Source organism: Spartinivicinus marinus (assembly GCF_026309355.1).
Taxonomy (GTDB): domain Bacteria; phylum Pseudomonadota; class Gammaproteobacteria; order Pseudomonadales; family Zooshikellaceae; genus Spartinivicinus; species Spartinivicinus marinus.
This window is the reverse complement of record NZ_JAPJZK010000001.1, coordinates 4,229,379-4,255,771: the sequence shown is the minus strand read 5'-3', so window position 1 is coordinate 4,255,771 and position 26,393 is coordinate 4,229,379. Positions and strand designations below refer to the sequence as shown.

Genomic DNA, 26,393 nt, shown 5'->3' with positions numbered 1-26,393 from the left:
AATCTACCCCTGTTTCCGGGCTAGTGCAAGCTCGTAAAGCTGTTTCTTTTTATAGCCAGTAATTTTCGCCGCCAATTGGCTAGCTTGCTTAACAGATAACTCCGCTAGCAAAATATCCAATACGTTTATGACATCTTCAGGCAAATCTTCAGATTTGGCTTTGGCCGCACCTTCAATCAATACAACAAACTCACCTTTTTGTTGGTTTGGGTCAGCCTTTAACCACGCCAAAAGGTCTGTGCAGCTGCCTTTTTTGATAGTTTCAAAGGTCTTGGTGATCTCTCGGGCAATCGTTATTTGTCGACCGTGATCAATCAGTGCTACCAGGTCTTCAATACAAGCGACTATGCGATGGCAAGACTCATAACAAACCACGGTTGCCGAATACGTTAATAACGCTTCCAGTCGCTGCTGTCTAGCTTGTTGTTTATGGGGTAAAAATCCTTCAAACCAAAATCGATCAGATGGCAAGCCCGCTGCACTCAACGCTGCAATCATTGCACTGGCGCCAGGCACCGGTACAACTTTGATTGACTGATCTTGCGCGGCTTTCACTAACTGATAACCAGGATCTGACACCAATGGTGTTCCTGCATCAGAAATCAACGCCACCTGCTGCCCCTGTAGCAACTTTTCAATCAGTTGCTGGGTTCGTGCACGCTCATTATGATCATGATAAGAAACCAGTGGTGTACGAATAACAAAGTGCTTCAGTAGTTGCCCACTGTGGCGAGTATCCTCAGCAGCAATCAAGTCAACTGACTGTAATACTTTAACAGCTCTAGGCGTCATATCCTCCATGTTACCAATAGGCGTCGCAACAATGTATAAGACTCCCTGACGTTCAGCGCGTTGTTCAACAGATTCACTGCTCATTAGAAATAAAAACTCCGCTCCTGCTTACAAACGTGAGTAAGCGTTAAAGTTTTACTAAATATAAGACACTACACTAGGCTAAGGTTAACTATTATGAAGGAATTTTTGATAAGCTGTTATATCTGGCCAAGGTATTTCAGCTATTTTTTATTTATAAGTTTTAGGCCCTCGACTTTATCAACGCTTGTTGGAAGTAAACTCAGGTATGAAGCAAACAGCCCGTAATTTTATCAGTTTCGCTCTTGCCTCCACCCTTATTGTAGGTTGTGGTGGCATCAAACAAGTTCGTACTCATAGTGGGGTTGCCCCATTACCGGCACAAAACCTGGCTGAAGTCCAACGGTTACTCGCCGAAGCTGAAGCAGCACCTTCTCCACAAAAAGAAGCATTAAAAATTTCTGCTGCTAATTTACTGCTGCAGACCAATACGACAGATAGTTCTCGGGAAGCAGCAAACATTGTTAACGGTTTAAGCCCTCAAGGATTACCACTTAACTCCCAAGCAGAGTATGCGCTAGTTAAAGCACAACTAGCGCTGTCCAACAACAATACCGGAAAAGCCTTTGAGTGGGTGGATAGCCCCAATGTAATTAATGCTACCAACCCCAAGCTCACCAAACAGTCTTACCAGGTTCGTGCACAAGCATACGAGCGTAATAAAGAGTATCGAGCCGCATTAGATGAATGGCTATTAGCACTTCCACTATTAAATTCAGATGAAAAACGCATCGCCCATAAAGCAATATGGCGAAACCTGCTTAACCTGGACTCTAACACCCTAAGTCACCTCGCCAGCCAAACAGGCGACCAAGAAACCCAGGGTTGGGTCAGTCTGGCAGCTATCGTTAAAAAGCCAGAGGATATTGACCAACAGATTCAAGCATTTCAACAATGGCAACAACAGTGGCCTAATCACCCAGCAAACCAGCAAATTCCTGAAGCCATGCGCACTCTAGAACAAATTGCGGCGCACCGGCCAAATAAAATTGCTCTGTTGTTACCCATGACGGGCTCATTAGGCTACGCAGGCAAAGCGATTCGTGATGGATTTTTAGCCGCTTATTATCACGCCTTACAAAATGGTCATGTAGTACCAGAAATTAAGGTGATTAATACCAGCAAGCATTCATCAATTGACCAGGCTATTACCGAAGCAACCGCTCAGGGAGCCGAGATGATTGTCGGCCCACTAAAAAAATCACGAGTTAAGCAACTACAACAGCTGTCACCAACAATTCCTACTTTAACTTTAAACTATGGTGATCGAGAGGCTAACTCCCCAGCTAACTTCTACCAATTTGGCTTAGCTGCAGAAGATGAAGCCAAGCAAGCCGCACAACAAGCCTGGCATGACGGGTTTCGCGCCCCTGTCATTATTGCTCCCAAGTCAAATTGGGGGAACCGTGTAGTGACAGCGTTTGTTAATGAGTGGCAGTCTTTAGGAGGCTCTATTCGTGGTGAAGCTCGATTTGGTGGCAGTAGCGACTACAACGGGGTTATTGGAGCTTTACTTAGCCCGCGTGCCAGCACTTTAAGAGCCCATGAAGTGGAACAAGTGATCGGCAAGCAAATTCGCCATAATCCTAACCGCCGTGGCGATGTTGATATGGTATTTTTAGCTGCAAACGCTAAACAAGGCCGACAAGTAAAGCCTACCCTTGCTTATCATTATGGAGGAGATCTACCCGTTTACGCCACAGGCACTATTTTTACTGGAAACCCCAACCCAACAAAAGACAGTGATTTAGATGGGATTATGTTTCCCTCTATGCCCTGGTTAAGCGATCATTTTGATGACCCATTAAAGTCAAAAATTATTGATACTTGGGATCGCTCAAATACCCTTTATGGGCCTTTATTTGCACTGGGCATTGACGCCTATCGTCTCTACCCCAGGCTTCCTCAGCTAAAAACCGCTGAAGGCACTCGTTTATTTGGTGCATCTGGCTCCCTAACATTAAATTCTTATCAACAAGTTGAGCGAACCCAGCCATGGTTTTTCTTTAAAGGCGGCAAGCCACAACCAATGCCTGTAAACGCTTACCAACAAGAAAACAACGCGCCTGCGGTACATTATGGATTGGGGCAAGAATAAACCAACTGAAACAGGCCTGCGTTATCAACACATAGCGCAGCGCTTTCTTGAATCACAAGGGTTTAAAACCATTCAGTGTAACTTCCGCTGTAAGGTGGGAGAGCTTGACTTAATCATGAAAGACGGCGTCAACCTAGTATTTGTCGAGGTCCGATTTCGCAAAAGTCAGGCATACGGCACTCCTGCCAGCACAGTTACCCCACATAAGCAGCATAAAATAATTAAAGCAGCCCAGTATTATTTGATGGTGAAAAAACTAGACCTACCTTGCCGGTTTGACGTGGTTTCCATCACTAAAGATAGCCAGCAACAACCACATATCGATTGGATTCCTAATGCTTTTTTAGCTGATAACTAACCCAAAGCACAACTGCTTTGACATCTGCAAGCTAACTTTACGCATGCACCACTAGTGAATTCAGTTAAGAGAATTGATATTATAACAAGTTCCGTTGTCTATACCTTCTGCAGCACCCGTAATTAAGCCAATAACCGTATCAAAGAAAAGCTGATATAGAGTTATTGCAAGAGACCCTCTGATGGAAATAATTGATCACATTACCAATCATTTTTCGGAGAATATTGATGTCACTATTAAGTGCGCAGAATCACTCCCACCACTCATTGCCCACGCTAGTGAGCTATTAGTTAATACCTTACTCCACGACGGTAAGATTATTACCTGCGGCAATGGTGGCTCAGCAGCAGAAGCACAATATTTTGCTGCGAATCTACTCAATCGTTTTGAGCGAGAAAGACCTTCTCTACCTGCTCTCGCCCTAACAGCTGATACAGTCACTTTGACCGCTGTTGCCAGTGACTACAGTTATAATGAGGTATTCTCAAAGCAGGTCAGAGCACTTGGCCAACCAGGTGATATTTTACTCGCCCTATCTGCCAATGGCTATTCGGCAAATGTTGTACAGGCTATTCAAGCCGCCCATGACCGAGAAATGATAGTTATTGCGTTAACTGGCAAAGAAGGAGGTGATATGGCAGCCTTACTCCATGGCGACGACTTTGAAATCCGTATTCCATCACAATCTACAGCAAGAGTTCACGAGCTACACCGCTTTGTTATTCACTGTTTATGCGACTTAATTGATGAGCACTTATTTGGAGGAAGCTTATGAGAGCAAGCCATGCTATCTGTTTAATCAGCCTCCTGGTTTTCATAAATGGCTGTACTCCGATTTTAACAGCCACCCACGAAGGTCCTATTACTCAAAACCAAGGTAAACGTACTTTGGGCAGCATTGTTGATGATGAAACAATCGAAACCTTAGCCCAAGTCAACCTGGAAAAAGTAAACCCCGAATTTAAAAACAACCATGTTGTAGTCACCAGTTTTAATGGCACCGTTTTATTAACAGGACAAGTGGCCACAGAAGCATTGAAAAACCAAGCAGGCCAAGAAGCGAGAAAACTACAAAAAGTAAAACAGGTATACAACGAGTTAGAGGTATCCAGCCCCATTTCCTATCTTGCCCGTAGTAATGACAGCTGGCTCACCTCAAAAATTAAAACCAAAATGCTGGCTAATGAAAAAGTGCCTGCCTCAAGAGTTAAAGTGGTTACCGAAAATGGCGTAGTATTTTTAATGGGGCTGGTCACTCAGCAGGAAGCAAATGAAGCGGTTAACGTAGTACGCACATCTTACGGCGTACAAAAGATCGTCAAAGTGTTTGAGTATATTGATCAAGGATAATGGCGCTCTCTCCCACAGGAGGCTATCGCAAAAATCTCAAATCAAATTCCTTCTCCCCTACAAGAGAGAAGGAATTATAACAGCATTTATTTAACAACCTTCAAACTAGGACGTCCTGATGGCTTGCCTGATTTAACTGGTTCAGGAGACGTTGGAGCAGGATCAGGTGTTGGCTCTGGTGCTTCCTCAGAATCAAATACCATCCCTTGACCATTCTCTCTGGCATAAATAGCCATTACCGCATAAGTGGGCACATGCAAATGTCTGGCAATTCCGCCGAACCGACCATTAAAATCAATGGCATCATTACCAATTAGCAAGTCACGCACTGCTGTTGGAGAAATATTAAGAACAATCTGGCCATCTTTAACATATTCCTGGGGCACTTCAACTGTCTCCACCTCTGCATTCACTAAGACATAAGGTGTACAGTTGTTATCAACAATCCATTCATACAGTGCTCTAATAATATAAGGTCGACTACTACTCATCGACATAGGATAGTTCTCCAAACAATGGCCAGCTAAAACAAATAATACCTAAAAAGTAAAATTTAGATATAAAAAGAGGCACCAAAGTGCCTCCAACTCAATACTAAGTGCCAAATACCTTAGAGGCTTCGCATTTCTTTTTCTGCTTCAGACAGACTTTCCTTGAATGCCTCTCTGGCAAATATCCGCTCAGCATACTTTAATAATGGCTCTGCCTGTTTTGGTAGTTCAATACCCAACACCTGTAACCGCCAAAGAATAGGCGCTACACTACAGTCCACCAAAGTAAACTCTTCACTCATAAAGAAAGGCTTTTCAGTAAAAATAGCAGCTGTACTGGTTAAGCTTTCCTTTAGTTCTTTACGCGCACGATTTGCTGCCGTTTCTTTGGTTTTTGGATTTTGGATCAGGTCTACTAAAGCACACCAGTCTTTCTGAATCCGATAAACATAGAGTCGACTTTGCGCACGTGCCACTGGATATACTGGCAATAATGGCGGGTGCGGAAAGCGTTCATCTAAATATTCCATCATGACGTTAGGTTCATAAAGCACCAAATCACGATCAAGCAACGTTGGCAAGTTGTTATAAGGATTTAGGTCAGCCAGCTCTGCCGGCTTATTGTCTGGATCGACATCCTGAATATCAACAGCCACTCCCTTTTCTGCCAGGACGATTCTTACTCGATGGCAATAGTGATCTAAAGGGTCAGAAAAAAAAGTCATTGAGGAACGTTTGGCAACCACGCCCATTTTCACCCCCGCATAGAGATCAATTCAAACGAAATGCACGCCCTAAATATTTAATTTAGTAACGCGCACCCCACAAAAAAATACTTATTGTTTTACAGTCTAATGAACGTCTTTCCAAAATTCACGTTTCAATAGATAAGCAAAGACAAAAAATACAGCAAGAAATAGCAGCACATAAACACCAATCCGCTCTCTATCAAGGCGGGCAGGCTCACCAGCATAGGCTAAGAAACTGACTAAGTTTCTCACTGTTTGGTCATACTCTTCAGGTGTTTGCTCATGCTTTATGTCAGATTTAAGGGTTAATTCACATAAAGGCTTACCTGTTTGAGTATCTACTTCATGAGACTGCTGGCCATAACAGCTGTCATGCTGTAAGCCTTGCAGTTCAAGTAACACGTGAGGCATTGCCACATCAGGAAATACCTTGTTGTTCACTCCCCATGGACGAGACTTATCCTCATAGAAGGTTCTTAAGTAGGCATACAACCAGTTAGCTCCTCTAACCCGGGCAACCAAAGTAAGATCTGGTGGTGCTGCACCAAACCACTTTTTAGCCTCTTCAGGTCGCATGGCATTTTCCATTAGATTTCCGATTTTAACGTCATTAAATACCACGTTTTCCATCATCAACGCATGGGGAATACCCAAATCATCAGCAACTCGTTCATAACGCTGATACTTTGTAGCATGACACCCCATGCAATAGTTCATGTAGATACTTAAGCCCTGCTGCAAAGCGACTTTGTCCGTTAAATCGACCTCAAACCCATTCTTCTGTGCATAGCCATCCACATCGAAGCCTGAGCCTCCAGCCGCCCAGCTGGCAACTGGTAATAACATTAAAAAAGCGACTAATAGTTTTTTCATTACCCTGTCACCCTTTCTGGAACTGGTTTAGTTTTCTCCGCCCGGGTATAAAAAGGCATTAGGATAAAGAATAAAAAGTATACTCCTGTCCAAATCTGCGACCAAAGGGTTCGAATATCAGTGGCAGGTTTGGCTCCCAAATACCCTAAGCAAATAAAGCTAACAGCAAATAGGCCAATGGCAATTTTACTGAAAATACCTTTGTAGCGAATTGATTTTACAGGGCTACGATCTAACCAAGGCAATACAAACAACACCGCAATGGCTGCCCCCATGGCTATAACACCCCACAGTTTATCAGGGATAGCCCTCAGGATTGCATAGAAAGGAGTAAAGTACCAGACAGGTGCAATATGCTCAGGCGTTTTCAAACTATTGGCAGGCTCAAAGTTAGGCCCTTCAAGAAAGAAACCACCCATTTCAGGGAAAAAGAATACAACTATACAGAAAACAAACAAAAATACGACCACACCGGCAATATCTTTAACGGTGTAGTATGGGTGGAAAGGAATACCATCTAATGGAATACCATTAGCGTCTTTCTTTTTCTTAATTTCAATACCATCGGGGTTATTAGATCCCACTTCATGCAGTGCAATAATATGCAGTACTACTAAACCTAAAATAACAATAGGTAAGGCAATAACGTGCAGGGCAAAGAAACGGTTAAGCGTAATACCCGAAATTAAGAAGTCACCACGAATCCACTGCTGCAAGTCTGCACCAATTACAGGAATAGCACCAAACAGCGAGATGATTACCTGAGCGCCCCAATAAGACATTTGTCCCCAAGGCAGCAGATAACCCATAAAAGCTTCAGCCATTAGGCACAGATAAATGGTCATCCCAAATATCCACACTAGTTCCCGCGGTGCTTTATAAGAGCCGTATAACAACCCCCTGAACATATGCAGGTAAACCACCACAAAAAACGCAGATGCACCAGTAGAGTGTAAATAGCGAAGCAGCCAACCATACTCCACATCACGCATAATATATTCAACAGAGGCAAACGCCTGCTCTGATGAAGGCACATAACTCATAGTCAGCCAGATACCCGTCAGGATCTGGTTGACCAACACTAATAAAGCCAGTGAACCGAAAAAATACCAAAAGTTAAAATTTTTCGGTGCATAATATTTGCTTAGATGCTCTTCCCACATTTTAGTGGCGGGGAAGCGTGCATCCACCCATTCCATGAAGCCTTTCATTATGCGCTCTCCTCATCAACACCGATAATTAAGGTATTATCATCGATAAATGAATAAGGCGGCACTTGTAGGTTAATAGGTGCCGGTACACTTTTGAACACCCTTCCCGCCAGGTCAAACTTAGAGCCATGACAAGGACAGTGGTAACCACCTTTCCACTCCTGATCAAACTCCATTGGTTTTACTTCTGGAAAAAACTTTGGTGAACAACCTAGGTGGGTACAAAGGCCAACCAAAACTAAAATTTCTGGTTTAATAGAACGGAACTCATTTTTTGCATAGCTTGGCTGCTGAGACTCTTCTGTAGATTCTGGATCTGCCACTCGGCTATTTAATTGTTTTATATTTTCCAAAATCTCAGGGGTGCGTCGCACCACAAACACAGGCTTGCCTCGCCACTCAGCGATAATTTGTTGGCCCGACTCAATTTTAGCCAGGTTTACTTTTACCGGAGCGCCAGCTGCCTTAGCTTTTGCACTAGGGTTCCAGGAAGCAATAAATGGAACTGCAGCGCCTACTGCACCAGCAGCACCAACCACCGAGGTTGCTGCTACCAAAAAGCGTCGCCGGCCTTTATTTACGCCGTCATTTGTCATTAAACTTATCTCCCCATCAGAGCGAATTCGATGACCGTCTGAACAAACAGGTAACACGCGGACAACTAGTCAGGTTTTGCAACAGACTCAAAATGTGCGAATGGTAAAAAAATTATCAGCCGCTAGCAAGTTAGGCAACAACTGACAACAAGGCTTAGCGACCTGATTATCCTCAAAAATACTGCAATATTATATCCAATTTAGTTATGTAGGATAATCAATTTATTTACACCCAACATATTGGGTATATAGGCCTGCTGAGGTTTGCTCAAATAATACACTTTCAGGCAAGTATCAAAAGGCCTTAAAAAAAAGCCCGGGATATTTCCCAGGCTTTTCGACCACAAAAGCGATAAACAATAATTAACGCTTTGAGTACTGTGGACGCTTACGCGCTTTGCGTAGACCCACTTTCTTACGCTCAACTTCACGTGCATCACGAGTCACATAACCCGCCTTACGTAAAGATGAACGAAATTCTTCGTTATACTCAATCAAAGCACGAGTAATCCCGTGACGAATCGCTCCAGCCTGGCCAGAACCACCCCCACCTTTTACTGTTACTTTGATGTCGAAGTTTTCCAACATCTCAACAACTTCAAGAGGCTGACGAACAACCATCCGAGCAGTTTTACGACCGAAGTATTCATCTAATGGGCGACCATTAACTTCGATAGCACCGCCTCCAGTTTTCAGGAAAACACGAGCAGTCGAAGATTTGCGACGACCAGTTCCGTAGTATTGAGCCGTAGACATATTCAGACCTTCCCGTTAAATTTCCAAAACTAGAGGTTGTTGAGCTGCATGCTTGTGCTCGGCACCAGCATAAACTTTCAGCTTGCTGTACATAACCCGGCCCAACGGACCTTTTGGCAACATACCTTTAACAGCTTTTTCGATGATACGCTCTGGCGCATGATCAATCAGCTTTTCAAAGTTCATGGTACGCAAACCGCCAGGATAACCTGTATGACGATGATACAGTTTAGCCTTCGCTTTATTACCAGTGACATGCACTTTTTCAGCGTTAACGACCACAATGTAATCACCTGTGTCCACATGTGGTGTGTACTCAGGCTTGTGTTTACCACGTAGCCGCAGCGCAATTTCAGTTGCTAGACGACCCAGAGTTTTCCCTGAAGCGTCTACTACGTACCAGTCACGCTTTACAGTTTCTGGTTTTGCAGTATAAGTTTTCATATTACTTTATGCCTCGTAAGTCGATTTACTATCGACAAAATGTTACAAACTGAGCTTTTGGCAATCCTAAAACCACCAAAAGGGTTTCAGTGTTGCACACGGGCATCTCAATTCGCGGGAAACGAAGCCGGCGATTATAGCGCTAAGCGCCTGGATAAAAAAGCCCCTAATAACACTTTATAAACCTCAAGGGTAGTTTAATTTTCGGCCAGCATCATTATAACAAAATCATTATCGTTATATTTTCAGAGGCATTGTTAAATAAGCTATTTGATAAAGTATGCCAGTTAACTTAGAAACATTAGGAAAACCTCAATGCAATATCACCAATTAGGTAACAGTAGTCTTAACGTGAGTGCACTTTGTTTAGGCACCATGACTTGGGGAGAACAAAACAATCAACAAGAAGCATTTGAACAACTAGACTATGCAATCGACCAAGGCATTAACTTTATTGATACTGCCGAGCTTTACCCCGTCCCGCCTAAAGCAGAAACCTACACTAAAACAGAAAGTATCATTGGTGAATGGATAAAGCAGCGCGCTAACCGGGATCAGTTTATCCTGGCAACTAAAGTCACGGGGCCTGGTGACTGGGTAAGCTATATGCGCCTGGGGCCAAGGCTGGATAGACACAATATTATCACAGCAGCTGAAGCCTCTCTTGCTCGCTTAAATACCGACTACATCGATTTATATCAAGTTCACTGGCCCGAACGGCAAACTAACTTCTTTGGCCAGCTCAACTACCCTTACTCTATCGATGAACAAATCGTTGCTATTGAAGAAACCCTTTCAGCGCTGAATGAGCTAGTCATAAGTGGAAAGGTTCGGCATATTGGCATATCAAACGAAACACCTTGGGGTGCCATGCAGTATTTACAGCTAGCTGAAAAACATGGAATGGCTCAAGTGGTATCTATCCAGAACCCTTACAACCTGCTAAATCGAACCTTTGAAATTGGCCTGGCAGAATTTGCTCATCGTGAACAACTTAGCTTGCTCGCCTACTCTCCTATGGCATTTGGTGCGCTAAGTGGCAAATATTTACATGGTGCGAAACCCGCTAATGCTCGCTTGACGCTATTTAGCCGGTTTGCTCGTTATTCCAACCCTCAAGCAATTAAAGCGACAGAGCAATATGTCGCAATTGCCAAGCAACATAATCTAGATCCTGCCCAAATGGCTTTAGCGTTTGTCAGCAGCCGTCCATTTGTTACCAGTAATATTATTGGTGCCACCAGCATGGAACAGCTAAAAGCCAATATTGCTAGCATTAACTTAACGCTAGCAGATGAGGTGCTAGAGGAAATAGAAGCGGTTCATACTGAACAACCGAACCCCGCACCTTAAAGATACCCCCTCACCCCCGCACTCTCTGAGAGAGTGAGCTAAAAACCTTTTAGCTCACTCTTTTTAAGCCTTATGCGCTCGCCCAAGATACTCATGAGACTGCATTTCCAGCATCCTGCTAGTGGTTCTTTCATAAACAAACGTTAACTGAGTTCCCTGATAAATATCCGGAATTGCCACTTCAGCTGACATAATTACTTTGACGTTACGGTCGTAAAACTCATCAATTAAATTAACAAACCGACGCGCCTGATCATCTCTATTAGTTGTCAGTTGCGGTATATCACTAAGTAACACTGTCTGAAAAATCTTAGCCAACTCAATGTAATCATTCTGGCTTCGCGGTCCATCACACAGCTCTGTAAAACTAAACCAGGCAACATCATCACAGCACTTCAATGCAGTAATTGGCCGCCCTTCTATGATTAATGCTTCGTTTTCACTGATATGTGCTTTATCTGGCACCAATCGATTAAAGCTATCTTCCATACTGGCTGTTGCTTCAGCGCTCAATGGATAATGATAAATTTCTGCCTGCTCTAAAACTCGCAACCGATAATCAATACCGCTATCGACATTCACTACTTCGGTGTATTTTTCTACCAGCTCAATTGCAGGTAAAAAACGCTGACGCTGCAGACCATCTTTATACAACTCATTAGGTACAATGTTTGACGTTGCTACCAAAGTAACCCCGTTAGCAAACAATTGCTCAAACAACCCACCTAAAATCATTGCATCAGTAATATCCGATACAAAAAACTCGTCAAAGCAAATTACACAAGCTTCATCACTAAGTCGCTTAGCCACGATGGTTAATGGGTTTTTTTCACCTTTCAAGGTTTTTAATTCTTGATGCACCCGTTGCATAAACCGGTGAAAATGTGTACGCATTTTATTTTCGAATGGCAGACTATCAAAGAAAGTATCCACCAGATACGTCTTTCCTCGACCAACCCCACCCCAGAAGTACAACCCCTGGCAGGGCTCAATGGGCTTTTTTTGACTAAACCATTTCAACCAGCCTGTTACCGGCATAGACTGCTCTTGCTGCGCGGCAATTAGATCGTCATAAAGCCGTTGTAAGTGTTTTACTGCCTTTTCCTGCTCTGCATCATAACTGAAGTCATCTCGAAGCAAGTCTTGTTGATAGCGCTCCCAAGGTGTCATAACAACTGAACCTAACCCATTAACTGTTGCGTTGATTTTGTGAGCGCCACTTTAACCACCTTGAAAACATTGTGCAATTCGTTATAAGCCGCAATAAACTTGTCTCCAAGTGCTAAATTTTTTGACATAACCAGCTAAACTAGGGGTATCAGCTAGCAGTTCTATAAAAATGTGGTTGGCTGACCTTCGCTCCCTAATCACACTTCTAAAAATCACGTGTAAAGGGTATACATCAAATCAAAAAATAGCTAATTTAGGGGCATAAGCTGAAACAGTGGTGCTTTAGCTTAAGGCTGCCTAGAGCAAAGCGAGTTATACGACACAACAATAACAATGCTCGCAGATATCGGTAATATGCCGACCACTCTTGGCAAGTAAGTTGCTGGCAATAACCAATAAAACTCAGCAACACTATAGATAGGAACGACAACATTAGAGGCATTAGTTGTGGAAACAGCAAATCTCATTTGGTTTATTTTAGGAGTGATGGTGGGTGCCTCACTGCTGTATATGTTTAACTTCATGACAAGCAACAACAGCAAAAGTAATAAGCTGGAAAACCAGCTGCAGCAAACACAAAATGAGCTAAATAGCTATCACGAAAGCGTTAATGAGCACTTTAACCAAACTCGCGAGCTTGTTAACAAACTCACTGAAACCTATAAAGACCTTAACCAGCATATCGCAAACTCTGCCGCTACATTATGTGATATAGAAACGCAGCAAGGTGCTAGTGATGCTCTCCTGGCTACTGAGGCCTTAGTTTCAGGCAAAAAGCCAGAAGCAGATGAGCCCCATGATGCAATTGAGCCACCTAAAGATTATGCACCCAAAAAACATCCAAAAGAAAAAGGTACACTTTCAGAAGACTTTGGGGTCATAAGACAAGAAAACCCCTCTTTATCATAAGTCAGCACAAGCACAAAAAAAGCAGCCATTTGGCTGCTTTTTTTGTGCTTATTTTAAAGTGGCTTTCTATCTGGCTGGCTACTTATCTAAACTGTCTAAAAACTTTTCAGCATCCAATGCAGCCATACAGCCTGTTCCTGCCGATGTAATCGCTTGCCGATAGACATGATCCATTACATCTCCCGCCGCATAAACACCAGGAATGTTAGCTTGTGTTGCATTACCCTCTAAGCCGCTTTGAACTTTAATATAGCCATTATGCATATCCAGCTGTCCTTCAAATAAACTGGTATTTGGAGAATGACCAATCGCAATAAACACACCTGTTACCGCAATTTCTGTAGTTTCATCTGTATGCTTATTACGAACCCTAATGCCTGTTACACCAGCATCGTCACCTAACACCTCATCCAATGTACTATCTAGCACTAGCTCGATATTGCCATTCTTAACCTTATCCATCAGTTTATCCTGAAGGATTTTCTCAGCTCTAAATTGATCACGACGATGAACCAAGGTCACTTTGCTGGCGATATTGGATAAATATAAAGCTTCTTCTACTGCAGTATTACCACCACCAATCACTGCAACTTCTTGCTTTTTATAAAAGAAACCATCACAGGTAGCACAGGCTGAAACCCCTTTCCCTTTAAACGCCTCTTCACTATCCAGCCCTAAATACATGGCACTGGCACCTGTCGCAATAATCAAGGCATCACAAGTGTATTCACCGCTATCACCTTTTAAGCGAAATGGGCGCTGTTGCAGATCAGCTGAATGAATATGATCAAACACAATTTCAGTATTGAACCGCTCAGCATGCTGCCGCATCCGCTCCATCAGTGCAGGCCCTTGCAATCCTTCAACATCTCCCGGCCAGTTATCCACATCTGTCGTTGTTGTCAGCTGACCACCCATCTGAATACCAGTCACTAGCACAGGATTTAAGTTAGCGCGTGCAGCATATACCGCTGCCGTGTAACCAGCAGGACCAGAGCCCAAAATCAACAACTGGGCGTGTTTGACTTCTGACATTTAATTTTCTCCTTTAAAACCTCATCTGAGCCTGTCTTGCCAGGCTTAATGGCACCGTATTATGACGCTTATCTTCGCAGGATGAAATACTAGCCACAGCACACATGATGGGCCAATTTAAACTCGATATCATCTTTCAATGTATGAGCTGGTATCCAGGCTTGATATTAAATATTATCAATGATTGCTATAGTAAAAATCTATTTGGCTACACTTACAGTTTAAAGGCTCTTTTTTATGCTAGGAACCCAACAGTTTTTTCAAGGACTAAAGCTCATCAGCCAGCCAGGGCTCAGAAAATTTGTCGTTTTCCCCCTGCTACTTAATATTTGTGTGTTTACCATTGCCCTTATTTTATTATTTAGCCAGTTTGGTGCCTTGATAAGCTGGTTAATTGGCGACCTGCCAAGTTGGCTAATCTGGTTAGAATATTTATTATGGCCTTTTTTTGCGATTACTGCCCTTTTGCTGGTATTTTTCACCTTTAGTATACTAGGCAATATCATCGCATCACCTTTTCATGGTTTTCTGGCTGAAGCCGTTGAAAAGAAGATTACCAACAATCAAAACGAAGAAGAGTTTAGCTGGCAGCAACTGGCCGTTGTTGTGCCGAAAGCGATCGGTCGTGAGCTACGTAAATTGTTGTATTATTTACCCTGGCTGGTTATTCTCCTGCTGATCACCATAACGCCTGTGCTGAATATTATCGCCCCATTTGCCTGGTTTGCCTACAGCACCTGGATGCTTTCAGTTCAGTATGTTGACTATGCAGCAGACAATAATGGCGTTGGCTTTAAAGAAATGATTGATCAACTTAAACAAAGTCGTACCAATGCCCTAACCTTCGGTGGCACTGTTTATTTATTGATGTTTATCCCACTTGTTAACTTTTTAGTCATACCTGCCGCAGTAGCTGGTGGTACAGTAATGTGGGTGGAGTTAAATCGGAAAAAAATATAAATACAAAAAAATAAACGTATAAATATAAACAAACAGCACCTAGAAAAAACCCGGCTACAACCGGGTTATAAATCGAATTAGCGTATAATCCGTCCATCAAAAATTCGATCAATTCGTGTTTCAAATGATTGTGGAGAAATCTGTAATCACTCTTTTTCACAACCACTAACATAAAAGTGCAATGCTGTAACCTGACACTTAAAATACTTCCCTAGCATTATAACTATACTCTTCGCGAATGATTTTTAGGATTTGTTACCATCGCTCTTGACCGCCAGGGATTGGTGAAAATGCAGTTAATGCAGGAGCAATTAACTGTCACCCCAGTCATTTAGTTTATCTAAACTCCTGGGGCTTCATCGCTCGGTGGCCTCGCCTAAATAATCCTTCGCTGTGAGTATATACCACTTTATTTTTACACCTAAAAATGATTCATGATGGATATACTAACAAATAATTATTTTTTGCCGTGTTTGACAATAATCATTCTTGACTCATTACATCCTGTTAATACTAACAAAAAGCACTATGAAAAGCCCTGGAGTTGTTCAACAAGCTCAACAACATTATGAAAAAACTTGTAAGCAAAACAAAATGTACAAAAACAAGAGAAACTAAATACTCACATCAAACCCCGGCCCAAATCCCATTCCCCAAAACAGTGCGGTTATTACTTTCATTGTCACTAGCAATACCAAGCCAACACACACTACAGAAGTAGCAAATAGAAAGCCTTGCTCTTCAGGGATTGTCATCATTCTGGGTAAACCCACATAAAGCAAATAAACGGTATAAGCGACTCCAATAATCGAGCCAATTAAATACAAGGCTGTATTAGGATAAAGCGCTAACAGACCAACAAAGAATATAGGCGTTGCCGTATAGCCAGCAAAAACGATACATTTGGTATAGCTTGGTTTGGTTCCATAGGTTTTTGCCATCCAATGGATAAATAGCCCCATAAATACAATTCCAGCTAAAATGGCCATATAACCGGCGACAGACATCAATAAAGCACTTTGGTGATCAATAATAACTTTATCCAAAGTACCAATCGACCAGCCTACAGTAGTAGCACCATAATAAGAACTTACTGACGGGATAGCCGCTAAAATAAAGACATGCAGTAAGTAATATTTTTTATTGGCTAATGTCTCTTTTCTAATAAGATCATATTCTTCTTTAGGGTGAGCAAATAAACCCCAAATATGATTAAACAAGATCATAACTGTCTCCTGATCAAAATCCTTTTCAACTTTTCATTAAGCAGACGTTAACCCGTAACAATAATAATTAGTATAGCCTTCCTTAGCTCAAATAGTTCGTTATCAATAGTAGGTTAACTCTCCCTTAATACCACCATTGGGCTTTCAGTAATCACTCGGCGACTTGACCATAGTCCAATGCTGGCAATAATGCTACTGCCCAGTAAAGGTAAGCTAAGCCAGAGCCAGCCATTGGTTTGGTAACTCAAGTCAAAGGTGATGTTATATAATAACCGACAAACCAATTCGGTCCCCAACGCTGCCAATAACCCAGCGACTCCACCTAAAGCCGCAAACTCAATTAGCTGGCACTGACGAATCTGCTGGCGGCTTGCACCCAAGGCACGCATTACCCCCCCTTCTTGAATCCGATCTGCCAATGTGCCTTTAATTGCAGCATACAATACTGCTAAGCCAGCAATTAAAATAAATAACAAAACATATTCAATGGCAGAAGTGACTTGAGTCAAAATCAGTCGCACTTGATTTAACATCGCGGCAACATCTAACAACGTGATAGCTGGAAACTGCTTTACCAGCTCTGCCAATAAGTGCTGTTTATCTGCCAGTAAATGAAAACTGGTGAGGTATGTTGCAGCAAAAGGCTCAAGTACTGGCTTGGGAAAAATCATATAAAAATTGGGTTGAAAAGACTCCCAGTTAACTGTGCGGTAACTAGTGACAGTTGCTTCCAGATGTTGTCCTGCGATAGTGAACGTAAGCTGATCCCCAAGCTTAATATTCAGACGTCCGGCCAGCTCCTGCTCGATAGACACCTCTTGACTTGTTGTATTAGACTCCCACCATTGTCCTGCTATCAGTTCATTTCTGGGAGGCAGCTCATCTCGCCAAGTTAAATTTAGCTCTCGATTTAATGCATTATCCGCTTGCTGCTCTTTTGAAACTGCTTGTTTAACAGGCTTACCATTTATTTCTGTCAGCCGACCACGAATAATGGGATATAACTGGGTAGTTTCAATCTTATGTTTATCAAACCAGTCTGCGACTTGTTGCTGCTCTGCCAAGGGGATATTAATTGCAAAATAATTCGGGGTTTTTGGTGGTAATTCTTGCTTCCATTGTGTAAGCAAATCCGTTCTGACTACCAAAATAACGGCCATTGCTAATAGCGTTAAACCAAATGCCAGCAACTGCGTTGCTGTTAGTCCAGCCTGTCTTTGCATATGGTTCAAGCTTAATCGGATAGCTAACGGCCATTGCAATAGTTGAATTCGTGAAAATACCGTTTTCACTCCCCACTGCAAGCCAAACCAAACCACTAACCCTACACCCGCTACAGCAATCAATAGCCCCAGGGTCATCCACCACTCGCCAGTAAATTGCCATAGCAATACTGCCAGTGCAGTGAAAGCGACACCATAAATCAGGTAAGAAGATAAGGGAGGCGGCATCAGCTCCCGGCGAAATACTCGCAACGCGCTAACCTGTTGGAGCGAAATAATCGGTGGTAAGGCAAAACCAAGAATTGCTACAACACCAGTTAATAGCCCTAAATAAGCAGGCCAAAAGCCTGGCAAAGGTAGGTCGGCAGGCAGTAGCCCAGACATTAAAACAACAAACATCCAGTGCAAGATAAACCCTGCCACACAACCAACAGCACTCACGACCAATGCTAAGATCAACAATTGGCCAAGATAGAGCTTACCAATAAGCGAGCTTTGCCCTCCCAGGCAACGCATAATAGCGACTTGATCAAAATGCCTGGCAGCAAAGTGTTTTGCTCCAATCGCCACCGCTACGCCAGCTAAGAGTACAGCCATTAATGTTGCTAACCCCAAATAACGCTGTGCACGATTAATGGCCTTATGCAACGCTGGTCGACCTTCTTTTAAGGTGGTTAGTTTATCTGTTGCCGTTAATCGAGGCTTTAGCCATTGAAGCAATTGATTAACCTGAATATCATCCCCTGACACCAGCCACTTATAACGCACTCGGCTACCAGGCTGAATAATTTCTGCTGCCGCAAGATCCGCTTTATTCATTAGGGCTCGAGGCGCTAGGGTATAAAAATCACCTCCACGATCCGATTCATATAGCAATACTTGAGTGACTTTGAGTTGGGTAGCCCCCAGCTCAATCGTATCTCCCAGCTGTAACTTAAGCTGATGGAAAAGTCGCTGCTCCAGCCAGACCTCACCTAGTGATGGCACTTGCTTAACCTTGCTACCATCGGTATCTTCCAACGTATTACCGGTCGTTAGCCAGCCGACTAATGGGTAAGGTGATTCAGCTGCCTTAACTGCTGTTAATACCATTTGCTCCTGAAAAATCACCACACTAGGAAACTCAATCAGCTCCGTTTGCTTAAGCTGTAACTGCTCAGCCTGTCCCAACCACTCAGTAGGAGCTGTCGCAGACCGACCAATCAACAAGTCTCCTCCCAGCAACTCTGCTGACTGTCGATACATGGTTTTTTCAAGCCTATCGACAAAAAAGCCTATTGAGGTGGTTGCTGTAACTGCCACCAGCAAAGCCAACATAATGACCCGCAACTCGCCTGAGCGCCACTCCCGGCCTAATAGTCGCAATGCTAATTGAGCTACATTAGCCATGAGCAAAATCCTCTTCCTGTTTACCAGCTGTTTGCTCATGCAACTGCCCAACATCCAGGTGTAATTGCCGCTGACAGCGTTCAGCTAGCTGGATGTCATGAGTGACTAAAATCAGCGTGGTTTGATGTTGCTGGTTCAGCTCAAACAGCAACTCAATGATCGTAGCTCCTGTTGTTTGATCTAAATTACCTGTGGGTTCATCTGCAAATAAAACTTTTGGCTCTGTCACAAATGCTCTAGCAATGGCCACTCGTTGCTGCTCCCCCCCGGATAGCTGCTTAGGGTAGTGATCAAGCCGCGCTTGCAGACCAACCTGAGTTAACCAATGAATAGCTGATGCTTTTGCCTCTTTAACCCCATTCAACTCTAACGGTAGCATTACATTTTCCAAAGCTGTAAGCCCTGGCAGCAGTTGAAACGACTGAAAAACAAAGCCTACGGTCTGCGCCCTTACCGCTGCCCGCCCATCTTCATTGAGATGGCTAATGGGCTGACCTGCAAGAATAACTTCACCACTAGTAGGCTGATCCAGCCCCGCCAGAATACTCAGCAAGGTAGACTTACCCGCACCTGAAGCCCCTACAATGGCAACACTTTCACCAGCCTTGATAGCCAGCTGCAAATCTTTCAGAATAGTTAACTGGGTATTACCTGTGGTAACTTTTTTCACTAAATCCACTGCAGAAATCACGACAGGTGTCGACATGCTATCCTCGCTTATTGTTCGTTTACTAAAACCGCTCTTCCTACTGGTGCTCGTCAGCTTACCGCAATTAAGTCAGGCAAACACCCTCTTAATATTTGGCGACAGTTTAAGTGCAGGGTACGGATTAAAAGAGCATGAAGGCTGGGTTCACTTGCTAAAACAACGTATCGCACGAGATTACCCAACCTACCAAGTGGTTAATGCCAGTATTTCTGGTGAAACCACTACCGGCGGTCTGGCTCGCCTGACAAGCACATTGGACAAGTTTAAACCCACAATTGTTCTACTTGAATTAGGCGCAAATGATGGCCTACGCGGGCTACCCATACCGCAAATGCAGCGTAACCTGCAAAACATGATTCAACAGATTAAAAAGTCAGGTAGTGAAGTGATATTAATGGAAATGCGCATACCGCCCAATTACGGCAAACGCTATACAGAGCTATTTCAAAACAGTTATAGCCAGCTTGCAAAACAGGAAGAGATTAAACTAATGCCTTTTTTTCTGAAGAAAATAGCGGGACAACAGCAGTATCTGCAACCAGACAACTTACACCCTAACGCAAAAGCACAACCACTTTTATTAGATAATATTTGGGAGTTTATTAATCCATTACTTAAGAAATCTTCCACTTAAAACAACAGTATCATGATGATGCTTTTACTTAGTGCAGTATTTATTCATCTTGTTTAAGCGTAAAATAAAACGTACTGCCTTTGCCTACTTCTGAGGTCAGCCATATTTGACCTCCGTGATGAGCAACTGCTTTCTTGCACAAGCTCAAACCTAAACCACTGCCTTCAGCATCCGAGTTATGATGCAAGCGTTGAAGCAGCTGAAAAATACGCTGGTAATACTTCGCCTCAATACCTTGCCCATTGTCTGCCACTGCAAATTGCCAGCTTGCTGCCTGCTTTGTTCCTGTAATGGTAATCCGTGGTGGCTCCCACTCTTATTCCGTATCGCTATTCCTATCCAAACAATTATTACTATTATAAGGCATTTATACCCATCATGAATCATTTTTAGGTGTAAAAATAAAGTGGTATATACTCACAGCGAAGGATTATTTATACCCTAGGACACAAGAGCGATGGTAACAAAGCCTAAAAATCATTCACGAAGAGTATATTATCCATTAAGTCACTATACTGCAAATTAATGTATTTTATTTAAGCCGTACAGCAAAGCAGTTGACTTACAGTTTATTATTAAAAGCAATTAAACAGTATAACAGTATTTTTATGCTATTAAAGCATCAAGTTGATTAGAAAATAAATGGTTAATAATGTCCACTTCATTAGTTGTTCCATAGACCTCATCAAGTTTTACATCTTTAAGTACAATTTTCTGATCAATATCGTCATTTGCAGACAAACTAATATCAATTTCTGTTCCACCACTGTTAAAATTAATATCCAGATACTGATCGATAGAGTCGTCTAACCCTACAAGCAAGTCATCAATGTTCAACACATCTTGTTCAGCATTAAATCCAACAATAACATCAACTTCAGGTGTATCAGTATTAGACCGATCATCCTGTCCAAAAATAAAAATATCTTGGCCACTACCTGCAATTAAGTAATTATCAACAGATGTTTCATAGTGATTTTCTTCCAAAACAACGACTCTTAGCGCCTGTTGTGTGACAGAAGTTTGATCAGTTTTTTTCACGATATCAATCTTTAAATCAATATCCACTTTATTTGCGTCAGAATGATTACTAACAAAGTCATTGGTTAGCTTAATAGTCATCGATTGATGATTCCAGTCAGTAATATCAATTTCATTATCACTGATTTCAAGCTGATGTACACCATCAGACAAAATAGCACCTTGTGGCAATCCTCGTAACCAAACCAGCACATCATCTTTATCGGAAGGATGAGCATACTCAATTGCAAAGTCAGGTAAGTCAATTACCGTGTTTTCATATCCTGCAACTACACCGCCACCTGTAATTTCTGTTATTTGAAGATCATCTAAAAATGCTCCTCTTCCTTGAACTGAAGGGTCTCCTGTATGACGAATTGTTACTGTAGCAGGCTCACCATCACCGATCATTGTATATTTAAATAATTGCCAGTCTGTGTCCTTGAGATTAGTACCATCTAAAGCAATAGTTTTTATTACCTCATTGTTCCACAACACCTCTATTTCCGTCACACTTTCATTAAAAAACGGTCTGGCGGAATAATAAAAACTGAATTCATAGATACCCCCCTCCTGCGTATTGATGACTCGATTAATCTCAGTAGCACTCGTAACATCAGCAAAATTTGCAAAAGCAGGATATGGCCCGCTTGCTGGCTGCGCACTATTTAACTCAATAAAGTTGGTACCTGAGTGTGCTGAATACTTACCAAAACCGTATAAATTAGGAATTTCACCTTCTTCATATTCACGCCAAGCTTCTATTTTTTCGCCAGACTTAGGAAGCCAGCCATCTAAACTATCTACAAAGGTTCCCATAACGGGTTTAAAACCTTCTATATCAAAGTTAGTGAAAAACAATGATTTACTCACTACACTACTCAGGCTTATAGTTGGTGTAGTAAATGATGGTTCTGGAATTGGCTTGGGTTGAGGGGTAGGCTGTTCTGGCTCTGGTTCAACAGAGGGTTCCGGAGAAGGTTCAGGATGTTGACTAACATTCGGCTGTCGGCTGCCGATCGTACCACTGTCTATATCATCTATGTCTATATCACCTGTCTTGTTGCTCACTATATCCGTCGTATTGCTATCTATACCTGTCGTATTGGTACCTGTACTTAAGACATTATTAGTACTTACGATATTTTTCAAAAATATACGTTCAGGCGCTTCATCAGAATAAAATCGCTGCAAACCAATACTGACCTCTTCCGTATCGAATCCGCTGCTTGCAATCGTTTCATGGCCATCTCGATCAATAAAACGTATATTTACGCTACCTTCACTTCCTTCATCAACATTTGACACCTGGTTACTATTAGGGTTACCCGCCGCAGTTGCAGCCAACATAGCCGTTGGATCTCCCCCTTGCAATAAAGCTTGTTGAACACTTTCAAGATCAAGTACTGTAGAATCTAAAATAGCATGGCTTTTTGAATCACCCAACAGACGCTGACCTTCTTTATGTTCAGAGCCCTTACTGCCTTCAACTTGCTCAACTGAATTCGTAACTAATTGTGATGGGATTATTTGTGATGGAATTGTCTGTAATAGAATCTCTTCAGTTGCTACTAAAGTCTGACCAGTATTTACATCCTGAGCTGTAGGCTCCGCTAAAGCTTGTTGGTTTTTCATCGCCTATTTCCTTGGCAATTTCAAATAAAAAGATAGAAAATAACTTCTATGCATTTAGGTTAGCAGGCATTAAACACCACTTTCGGATTAGTATGCAATAATAAACAGATCAATAGTTTCAATTACTAATTACACAAACAGAATTATTATAATAAAATAACAATAAGAGCTAACCATAGGTACAACACTTTCGTAAAGCCACAGAAACTTCTTTTACCAATAAACTATACATACTACAAATAATTTGTAATAAATACGGGAATCACATGATCATAATCAAGCATATAATGTCAGCTTTCAATATAAGCTACTATTTTGCTTGAATAGTTTTGGGTAGTCTTGCAGACTCTAGCCAATAAGAAATAATTTGATTTACAATAGAAATGTAGTCTCTAATAATAAAAGGCTTAACAATATAGCAACTAGCATTATTTGTGTAAGAATCTATAATATCTACTTTTGATTCTGATGTAGAAAATATAATAACAGGTATTGATCTTAGGTCTTCATCATTTTTCAAAAACTCTAAAACTGAAGCACCTGACATTTTTGGCATATTTAAGTCTAACAAAATAATGGACGGTTTCGCTGCACTCTCAAACTCACCCTCCTTTTTTAAGTATCTAATACCTTCAACACCATCATTTACGACATTAATATTACAGTTAGCATCACAACGTTCAAATGCCACTCTTGCTAACTCAACGTCACACTCATTGTCTTCAATTAATAGTAACTCAAGCATTTTTGACCGATTCATTCATTGCATCCTTTATAAGCACAATAAAAATATTAATCAAAATAACAAGTCAATGCGCTTCAAGTAAAATATAAATTTCCCAATAGCCAAAACATACTCATCCCCACTTTACAATATTTTGTCTTACAATTAGAAATTAATTTTATTATAAAAATAGTACTAGTCAACCAACTTAAGTCTATACTACTGCCATACTAGACAACTAGCATAAATAATCCAAACCAATATACTTTACTTTATACCAATACGAATGGGTTTCTCATAAAGGCTTTATTCAAATGTCTAAGCAACTCTTATTGAAACTCATTACATTTATATCAATTGGGTTCTGCTTCTTGCTTGGCATGACAGTGTTAATAGGTTGGCATACAAGCACAGAAATTCTGATACAAGTGCTGCCTACATTTGTACCAATGCAATATAATACTGCACTAAACTTTTTACTGTGTAGTACTGCCTTGTTTTTCCTTTATCAAGATAAACTGCTACTTGGCATGATTGCCTGTAGTGTTGCAGGAATTATTAGCCTACTCACACTTATTCAATATTTTTTTGCTGTTAATATTGGTTTAGATGAATTTTTTATTACACACTATATTACAACTGAAACATCACATCCAGGCAGAATGGCACCTAATACAGCCATTTGTTTCTTTATTTTTACAGTGGCTTGCATCCTATATAACTTACATATTAAACAAGTCCAACTTAGCGGAGTATTGAGCACCATAGTATTCAGCTTAGGCTTTGTAGCACTTATCGGTTATCTAACTAATATAGAAACATCCTATGGATGGGGAAATTACACAAAAATGGCTGTGCATACGGCTATAGGATTCATGTTTCTTGGAGTAGGCCTCATAGCTCTCAGTTGGTTAACAGAATTTTTATATAATGGTCAAACGAATACAAAAGTGACTCCATTACTGATAGGTTATGCAGTTGCACTTACTATCGCTCTCTTCTTTATAGATTTAAGTTTACCATTAGGTGTTGCTGCTGTCGTATACGTATTATTAGTTCTTTATAGTTGGTTTATTCCCTCCTACCAGGCTACATATATACTTGCGTTAATAGCATCAGTATTATTAATTTTCGGTTACTTTTTTTCTCAACCAGGAAGTGCAACATGGGTAGTCTTTATTAATCGGTGCTTAGCCTTCATGGCTATTTGGATTACTGCCTACTTACTCATTAAGATCAAACTTAAAGAAACTGAACTCAAAGCACGTAATCAAGAATTAGAACAGTTTGCTTATATTACTTCCCATGATTTACAAGAGCCATTGCGTACTATTATGAGTTACAGTGAGTTAATCACCACTAGGTATAATAAGATTCTTGATGATACAGGGAAAAAAAGTTTACACTTTATTACACAATCCACCCACCATATGAGTATGCTGATAAAAGGTTTATTAGATTACTCACGCATTGGTTACAACAAAAAACGAAGTTTAATCAACTGCAATACTTTAGTTAAATCTATACAAGATGAGCTTCATTCACTCATTAAAATAACTCATGCAGTTATTAAAGTAGATGAATTACCCTCTATACAAGGCTATCCCGCTGAATTACGCATGTTATTTCAACACCTCATTTGCAATGCAATTAAGTTTCAAAAAAGTAACACCCAGCCTAAAGTAGAGATATTTGCCCACAAGGAAAAAAACTATTGGTTATTTGTTGTTCAAGACAATGGAATAGGCATTGAGGACAACTTAAAAAACAAAATTTTTGTTGTCTTTCAACGTCTTCATAAAAAAAATGAATATGAAGGGATAGGTATAGGTTTAGCTTATTGCAAAAAAGTTGTAGACTTACATAAAGGTCAAATTTGGGTTGATTCAAAACTCAATGAAGGTAGCACCTTCTTTTTTACAATACCAAGTTGAAATAGTCATATGAATAAAATATTAAAAAAAATACTACTAATTGATGACAATGAAGCAGACAACTTCCTACATGAATTAATAATTAAAAAATCAGGTATCACCGAAAGTGTCATCGCAATGACCTCCGCAACAGATGCCTTAGAGTACTTAAAATCAAAGCAAGGTAATAACCATCCTCAGCCTTGTCTTATTTTTCTTGATATCAACATGCCAAGGATGAACGGTTGGGAGTTTCTAGAAGAGTATGAAAGCCTTCCTTCAGAACAAAAGGCAAAAGTCGTGATTGTTATGTTAACGACATCGCTTAACCCAGATGACAAAGAAAAATCAAATTCAATAGATCATATCACTGAATTTTATACAAAACCTCTGACTCAGGCCATATTAGATAGAATTATAAAACAGTATTTCCTATAATTCCCTATAAAAAGTCATTCACACCCGGGTATATCAATATTTCACATATAGTCGACTGAAATATTCAGGCTAGTCAAATAAGCATTCGTTTATGCTGCTCTATTACTTATTTCCATTTATTTCTTTAACCCCACTCTAATCGCAGCTACAGTTTCTAATATATTTATAGAATAATAAATACTTTGTTCTTTAGCTCTTATCAATCAGCCATGGATGGATGAGTTGCAATGTTTGGCAATGACTTTCAACTATACGA

Annotated in this window: 26 protein-coding genes; 10 read left to right on the top strand and 16 right to left on the bottom strand. The window is 41.2% G+C overall.

Annotated elements, in window-relative coordinates; all coding sequences use genetic code 11:
• Positions 1-3: 3 nt before the first annotated feature.
• A complete protein-coding gene (gene rsmI / locus OQE68_RS19085; RefSeq protein WP_180567670.1) occupies positions 4-876 on the bottom strand; it encodes a 16S rRNA (cytidine(1402)-2'-O)-methyltransferase in 873 nt (290 codons plus the stop codon).
• 205 nt (positions 877-1,081) lie between these two features.
• On the opposite strand from rsmI, the gene OQE68_RS19080 reads away from it, so the two are divergent.
• The 4 genes from OQE68_RS19080 to OQE68_RS19065 all read left to right on the top strand — a co-directional run bounded on the left by OQE68_RS19080 (position 1,082) and on the right by OQE68_RS19065 (position 4,679).
• The gene (locus tag OQE68_RS19080; RefSeq protein WP_180567669.1) at positions 1,082-2,971 is read left to right on the top strand and encodes a penicillin-binding protein activator; all 1,890 of its coding nucleotides are present in this window, start codon (positions 1,082-1,084) and stop codon (positions 2,969-2,971) included.
• On the top strand, positions 2,952-3,329 hold the full coding sequence (locus OQE68_RS19075; RefSeq protein ID WP_180567668.1) for a YraN family protein: 378 nt from the start codon (positions 2,952-2,954) through the stop codon (positions 3,327-3,329). Before OQE68_RS19080 ends, OQE68_RS19075 begins: the two co-directional genes overlap by 20 nt.
• 181 nt (positions 3,330-3,510) lie before the next feature.
• On the top strand, positions 3,511-4,104 hold the full coding sequence (locus OQE68_RS19070) for a phosphoheptose isomerase (RefSeq protein ID WP_180567667.1): 594 nt from the start codon (positions 3,511-3,513) through the stop codon (positions 4,102-4,104).
• Positions 4,101-4,679, top strand: coding sequence for a BON domain-containing protein (locus OQE68_RS19065; RefSeq protein WP_180567666.1), 579 nt, complete (start codon positions 4,101-4,103; stop codon positions 4,677-4,679). Before OQE68_RS19070 ends, OQE68_RS19065 begins: the two co-directional genes overlap by 4 nt.
• A gap of 86 nt (positions 4,680-4,765) precedes the next feature.
• On the opposite strand, the gene OQE68_RS19060 is transcribed toward OQE68_RS19065, so the two are convergent.
• The 7 genes from OQE68_RS19060 to rplM form a co-directional block, all read right to left on the bottom strand.
• Entirely contained in the window at positions 4,766-5,176 is a 411-nt protein-coding gene (locus OQE68_RS19060) for a ClpXP protease specificity-enhancing factor (RefSeq protein WP_353620494.1), read from the bottom strand.
• 113 nt (positions 5,177-5,289) lie between these two features.
• Positions 5,290-5,922 carry a glutathione S-transferase N-terminal domain-containing protein gene (locus OQE68_RS19055; RefSeq protein WP_180567664.1) on the bottom strand — a complete coding sequence of 211 codons (633 nt, stop codon included), beginning with the start codon at positions 5,920-5,922 and terminating at the stop codon, positions 5,290-5,292.
• A 99-nt stretch (positions 5,923-6,021) separates the two neighbouring features.
• Positions 6,022-6,792, bottom strand: coding sequence for a cytochrome c1 (locus tag OQE68_RS19050; protein WP_180567663.1), 771 nt, complete (start codon positions 6,790-6,792; stop codon positions 6,022-6,024).
• Positions 6,792-8,003, bottom strand: coding sequence for a cytochrome b (locus OQE68_RS19045; RefSeq protein WP_180567662.1), 1,212 nt, complete (start codon positions 8,001-8,003; stop codon positions 6,792-6,794). Before OQE68_RS19045 ends, OQE68_RS19050 begins: the two co-directional genes overlap by 1 nt.
• Positions 8,003-8,599: a ubiquinol-cytochrome c reductase iron-sulfur subunit gene (gene petA, locus OQE68_RS19040; RefSeq protein ID WP_180567661.1), complete on the bottom strand. Its 597-nt coding sequence runs from the start codon at positions 8,597-8,599 to the stop codon at positions 8,003-8,005. The genes OQE68_RS19045 and petA overlap by 1 nt, the downstream gene beginning before the upstream one ends.
• A 363-nt stretch (positions 8,600-8,962) precedes the next feature.
• A complete protein-coding gene (gene rpsI / locus OQE68_RS19035; RefSeq protein WP_180567660.1) occupies positions 8,963-9,355 on the bottom strand; it encodes a 30S ribosomal protein S9 in 393 nt (130 codons plus the stop codon).
• A 15-nt stretch (positions 9,356-9,370) separates the two neighbouring features.
• Positions 9,371-9,799: a 50S ribosomal protein L13 gene (gene rplM, locus OQE68_RS19030; protein ID WP_180567659.1), complete on the bottom strand. Its 429-nt coding sequence runs from the start codon at positions 9,797-9,799 to the stop codon at positions 9,371-9,373.
• A 315-nt stretch (positions 9,800-10,114) separates the two neighbouring features.
• On the opposite strand from rplM, the gene OQE68_RS19025 reads away from it, so the two are divergent.
• Positions 10,115-11,152 carry an NADP(H)-dependent aldo-keto reductase gene (locus OQE68_RS19025; RefSeq protein WP_180567658.1) on the top strand — a complete coding sequence of 346 codons (1,038 nt, stop codon included), beginning with the start codon at positions 10,115-10,117 and terminating at the stop codon, positions 11,150-11,152.
• 63 nt (positions 11,153-11,215) lie between these two features.
• Here OQE68_RS19025 and zapE read toward each other — a convergent pair whose 3' ends face one another.
• Positions 11,216-12,322 carry a cell division protein ZapE gene (zapE, locus tag OQE68_RS19020; protein WP_180567657.1) on the bottom strand — a complete coding sequence of 369 codons (1,107 nt, stop codon included), beginning with the start codon at positions 12,320-12,322 and terminating at the stop codon, positions 11,216-11,218.
• A 447-nt stretch (positions 12,323-12,769) separates the two neighbouring features.
• Between zapE and OQE68_RS19015 the strand changes: the two genes are divergently transcribed.
• A complete protein-coding gene (locus OQE68_RS19015; RefSeq protein ID WP_180567656.1) occupies positions 12,770-13,231 on the top strand; it encodes a Z-ring associated ZapG family protein in 462 nt (153 codons plus the stop codon).
• 78 nt (positions 13,232-13,309) lie between these two features.
• Here OQE68_RS19015 and trxB read toward each other — a convergent pair whose 3' ends face one another.
• On the bottom strand, positions 13,310-14,266 hold the full coding sequence (trxB, locus tag OQE68_RS19010; protein WP_180567655.1) for a thioredoxin-disulfide reductase: 957 nt from the start codon (positions 14,264-14,266) through the stop codon (positions 13,310-13,312).
• Between the two features lie 237 nt (positions 14,267-14,503).
• Between trxB and cysZ the strand changes: the two genes are divergently transcribed.
• A complete protein-coding gene (cysZ, locus tag OQE68_RS19005; RefSeq protein WP_180567654.1) occupies positions 14,504-15,226 on the top strand; it encodes a sulfate transporter CysZ in 723 nt (240 codons plus the stop codon).
• 614 nt (positions 15,227-15,840) lie between these two features.
• Here cysZ and OQE68_RS19000 read toward each other — a convergent pair.
• From OQE68_RS19000 to OQE68_RS18990, 3 genes are all read right to left on the bottom strand, one after another.
• A complete protein-coding gene (locus OQE68_RS19000; protein WP_219339963.1) occupies positions 15,841-16,452 on the bottom strand; it encodes a Yip1 family protein in 612 nt (203 codons plus the stop codon).
• A 113-nt stretch (positions 16,453-16,565) separates the two neighbouring features.
• Positions 16,566-19,064 carry an ABC transporter permease gene (locus OQE68_RS18995; RefSeq protein ID WP_180567653.1) on the bottom strand — a complete coding sequence of 833 codons (2,499 nt, stop codon included), beginning with the start codon at positions 19,062-19,064 and terminating at the stop codon, positions 16,566-16,568.
• Positions 19,057-19,770: an ABC transporter ATP-binding protein gene (locus OQE68_RS18990; RefSeq protein ID WP_180567652.1), complete on the bottom strand. Its 714-nt coding sequence runs from the start codon at positions 19,768-19,770 to the stop codon at positions 19,057-19,059. Before OQE68_RS18990 ends, OQE68_RS18995 begins: the two co-directional genes overlap by 8 nt.
• On the opposite strand from OQE68_RS18990, the gene OQE68_RS18985 reads away from it, so the two are divergent.
• Positions 19,769-20,407, top strand: a complete 639-nt coding sequence (locus tag OQE68_RS18985; protein WP_180567651.1) for an arylesterase — start codon at positions 19,769-19,771, stop codon at positions 20,405-20,407. The two genes, OQE68_RS18990 and OQE68_RS18985, sit on opposite strands and share 2 nt — an antisense overlap.
• Positions 20,408-20,447: 40 nt before the next feature.
• Here the strand turns inward: OQE68_RS18985 and OQE68_RS18980 are convergent, their stop codons facing one another.
• From OQE68_RS18980 to OQE68_RS18970, 3 genes are all read right to left on the bottom strand, one after another.
• Positions 20,448-20,699: a sensor histidine kinase gene (locus OQE68_RS18980; RefSeq protein WP_266195893.1), complete on the bottom strand. Its 252-nt coding sequence runs from the start codon at positions 20,697-20,699 to the stop codon at positions 20,448-20,450.
• A gap of 314 nt (positions 20,700-21,013) precedes the next feature.
• The gene (locus OQE68_RS18975) at positions 21,014-23,062 is read right to left on the bottom strand and encodes a hypothetical protein (RefSeq protein ID WP_180567650.1); all 2,049 of its coding nucleotides are present in this window, start codon (positions 23,060-23,062) and stop codon (positions 21,014-21,016) included.
• A gap of 310 nt (positions 23,063-23,372) precedes the next feature.
• Positions 23,373-23,822: a response regulator gene (locus OQE68_RS18970; protein WP_180567649.1), complete on the bottom strand. Its 450-nt coding sequence runs from the start codon at positions 23,820-23,822 to the stop codon at positions 23,373-23,375.
• Between the two features lie 278 nt (positions 23,823-24,100).
• Between OQE68_RS18970 and OQE68_RS18965 the strand changes: the two genes are divergently transcribed.
• Together OQE68_RS18965 and OQE68_RS18960 are read left to right on the top strand one after the other, a co-directional pair.
• Positions 24,101-25,720 (top strand): sensor histidine kinase, encoded by a 1,620-nt coding sequence (locus OQE68_RS18965; protein ID WP_180567648.1) that lies wholly within the window; start codon positions 24,101-24,103, stop codon positions 25,718-25,720.
• 9 nt (positions 25,721-25,729) lie between these two features.
• Positions 25,730-26,137, top strand: a complete 408-nt coding sequence (locus tag OQE68_RS18960) for a response regulator (RefSeq protein WP_180567647.1) — start codon at positions 25,730-25,732, stop codon at positions 26,135-26,137.
• Positions 26,138-26,393 lie beyond the last annotated feature (256 nt).

Coding starts and splice junctions, on each gene's coding strand:
- rsmI (WP_180567670.1), bottom strand. CDS start 876: ATGAGCAGTGAATCTGTTGAACAACGCGCTGAACGTCAGGGAGTCTTA.
- OQE68_RS19080 (WP_180567669.1), top strand. CDS start 1,082: ATGAAGCAAACAGCCCGTAATTTTATCAGTTTCGCTCTTGCCTCCACC.
- OQE68_RS19075 (WP_180567668.1), top strand. CDS start 2,952: ATGGATTGGGGCAAGAATAAACCAACTGAAACAGGCCTGCGTTATCAA.
- OQE68_RS19070 (WP_180567667.1), top strand. CDS start 3,511: ATGGAAATAATTGATCACATTACCAATCATTTTTCGGAGAATATTGAT.
- OQE68_RS19065 (WP_180567666.1), top strand. CDS start 4,101: ATGAGAGCAAGCCATGCTATCTGTTTAATCAGCCTCCTGGTTTTCATA.
- OQE68_RS19060 (WP_353620494.1), bottom strand. CDS start 5,176: ATGTCGATGAGTAGTAGTCGACCTTATATTATTAGAGCACTGTATGAA.
- OQE68_RS19055 (WP_180567664.1), bottom strand. CDS start 5,922: ATGGGCGTGGTTGCCAAACGTTCCTCAATGACTTTTTTTTCTGACCCT.
- OQE68_RS19050 (WP_180567663.1), bottom strand. CDS start 6,792: ATGAAAAAACTATTAGTCGCTTTTTTAATGTTATTACCAGTTGCCAGC.
- OQE68_RS19045 (WP_180567662.1), bottom strand. CDS start 8,003: ATGAAAGGCTTCATGGAATGGGTGGATGCACGCTTCCCCGCCACTAAA.
- petA (WP_180567661.1), bottom strand. CDS start 8,599: ATGACAAATGACGGCGTAAATAAAGGCCGGCGACGCTTTTTGGTAGCA.
- rpsI (WP_180567660.1), bottom strand. CDS start 9,355: ATGTCTACGGCTCAATACTACGGAACTGGTCGTCGCAAATCTTCGACT.
- rplM (WP_180567659.1), bottom strand. CDS start 9,799: ATGAAAACTTATACTGCAAAACCAGAAACTGTAAAGCGTGACTGGTAC.
- OQE68_RS19025 (WP_180567658.1), top strand. CDS start 10,115: ATGCAATATCACCAATTAGGTAACAGTAGTCTTAACGTGAGTGCACTT.
- zapE (WP_180567657.1), bottom strand. CDS start 12,322: ATGACACCTTGGGAGCGCTATCAACAAGACTTGCTTCGAGATGACTTC.
- trxB (WP_180567655.1), bottom strand. CDS start 14,266: ATGTCAGAAGTCAAACACGCCCAGTTGTTGATTTTGGGCTCTGGTCCT.
- cysZ (WP_180567654.1), top strand. CDS start 14,504: ATGCTAGGAACCCAACAGTTTTTTCAAGGACTAAAGCTCATCAGCCAG.
- OQE68_RS19000 (WP_219339963.1), bottom strand. CDS start 16,452: ATGATCTTGTTTAATCATATTTGGGGTTTATTTGCTCACCCTAAAGAA.
- OQE68_RS18995 (WP_180567653.1), bottom strand. CDS start 19,064: ATGGCTAATGTAGCTCAATTAGCATTGCGACTATTAGGCCGGGAGTGG.
- OQE68_RS18985 (WP_180567651.1), top strand. CDS start 19,769: ATGCTATCCTCGCTTATTGTTCGTTTACTAAAACCGCTCTTCCTACTG.
- OQE68_RS18990 (WP_180567652.1), bottom strand. CDS start 19,770: ATGTCGACACCTGTCGTGATTTCTGCAGTGGATTTAGTGAAAAAAGTT.
- OQE68_RS18975 (WP_180567650.1), bottom strand. CDS start 23,062: ATGAAAAACCAACAAGCTTTAGCGGAGCCTACAGCTCAGGATGTAAAT.
- OQE68_RS18970 (WP_180567649.1), bottom strand. CDS start 23,822: ATGAATCGGTCAAAAATGCTTGAGTTACTATTAATTGAAGACAATGAG.
- OQE68_RS18965 (WP_180567648.1), top strand. CDS start 24,101: ATGTCTAAGCAACTCTTATTGAAACTCATTACATTTATATCAATTGGG.
- OQE68_RS18960 (WP_180567647.1), top strand. CDS start 25,730: ATGAATAAAATATTAAAAAAAATACTACTAATTGATGACAATGAAGCA.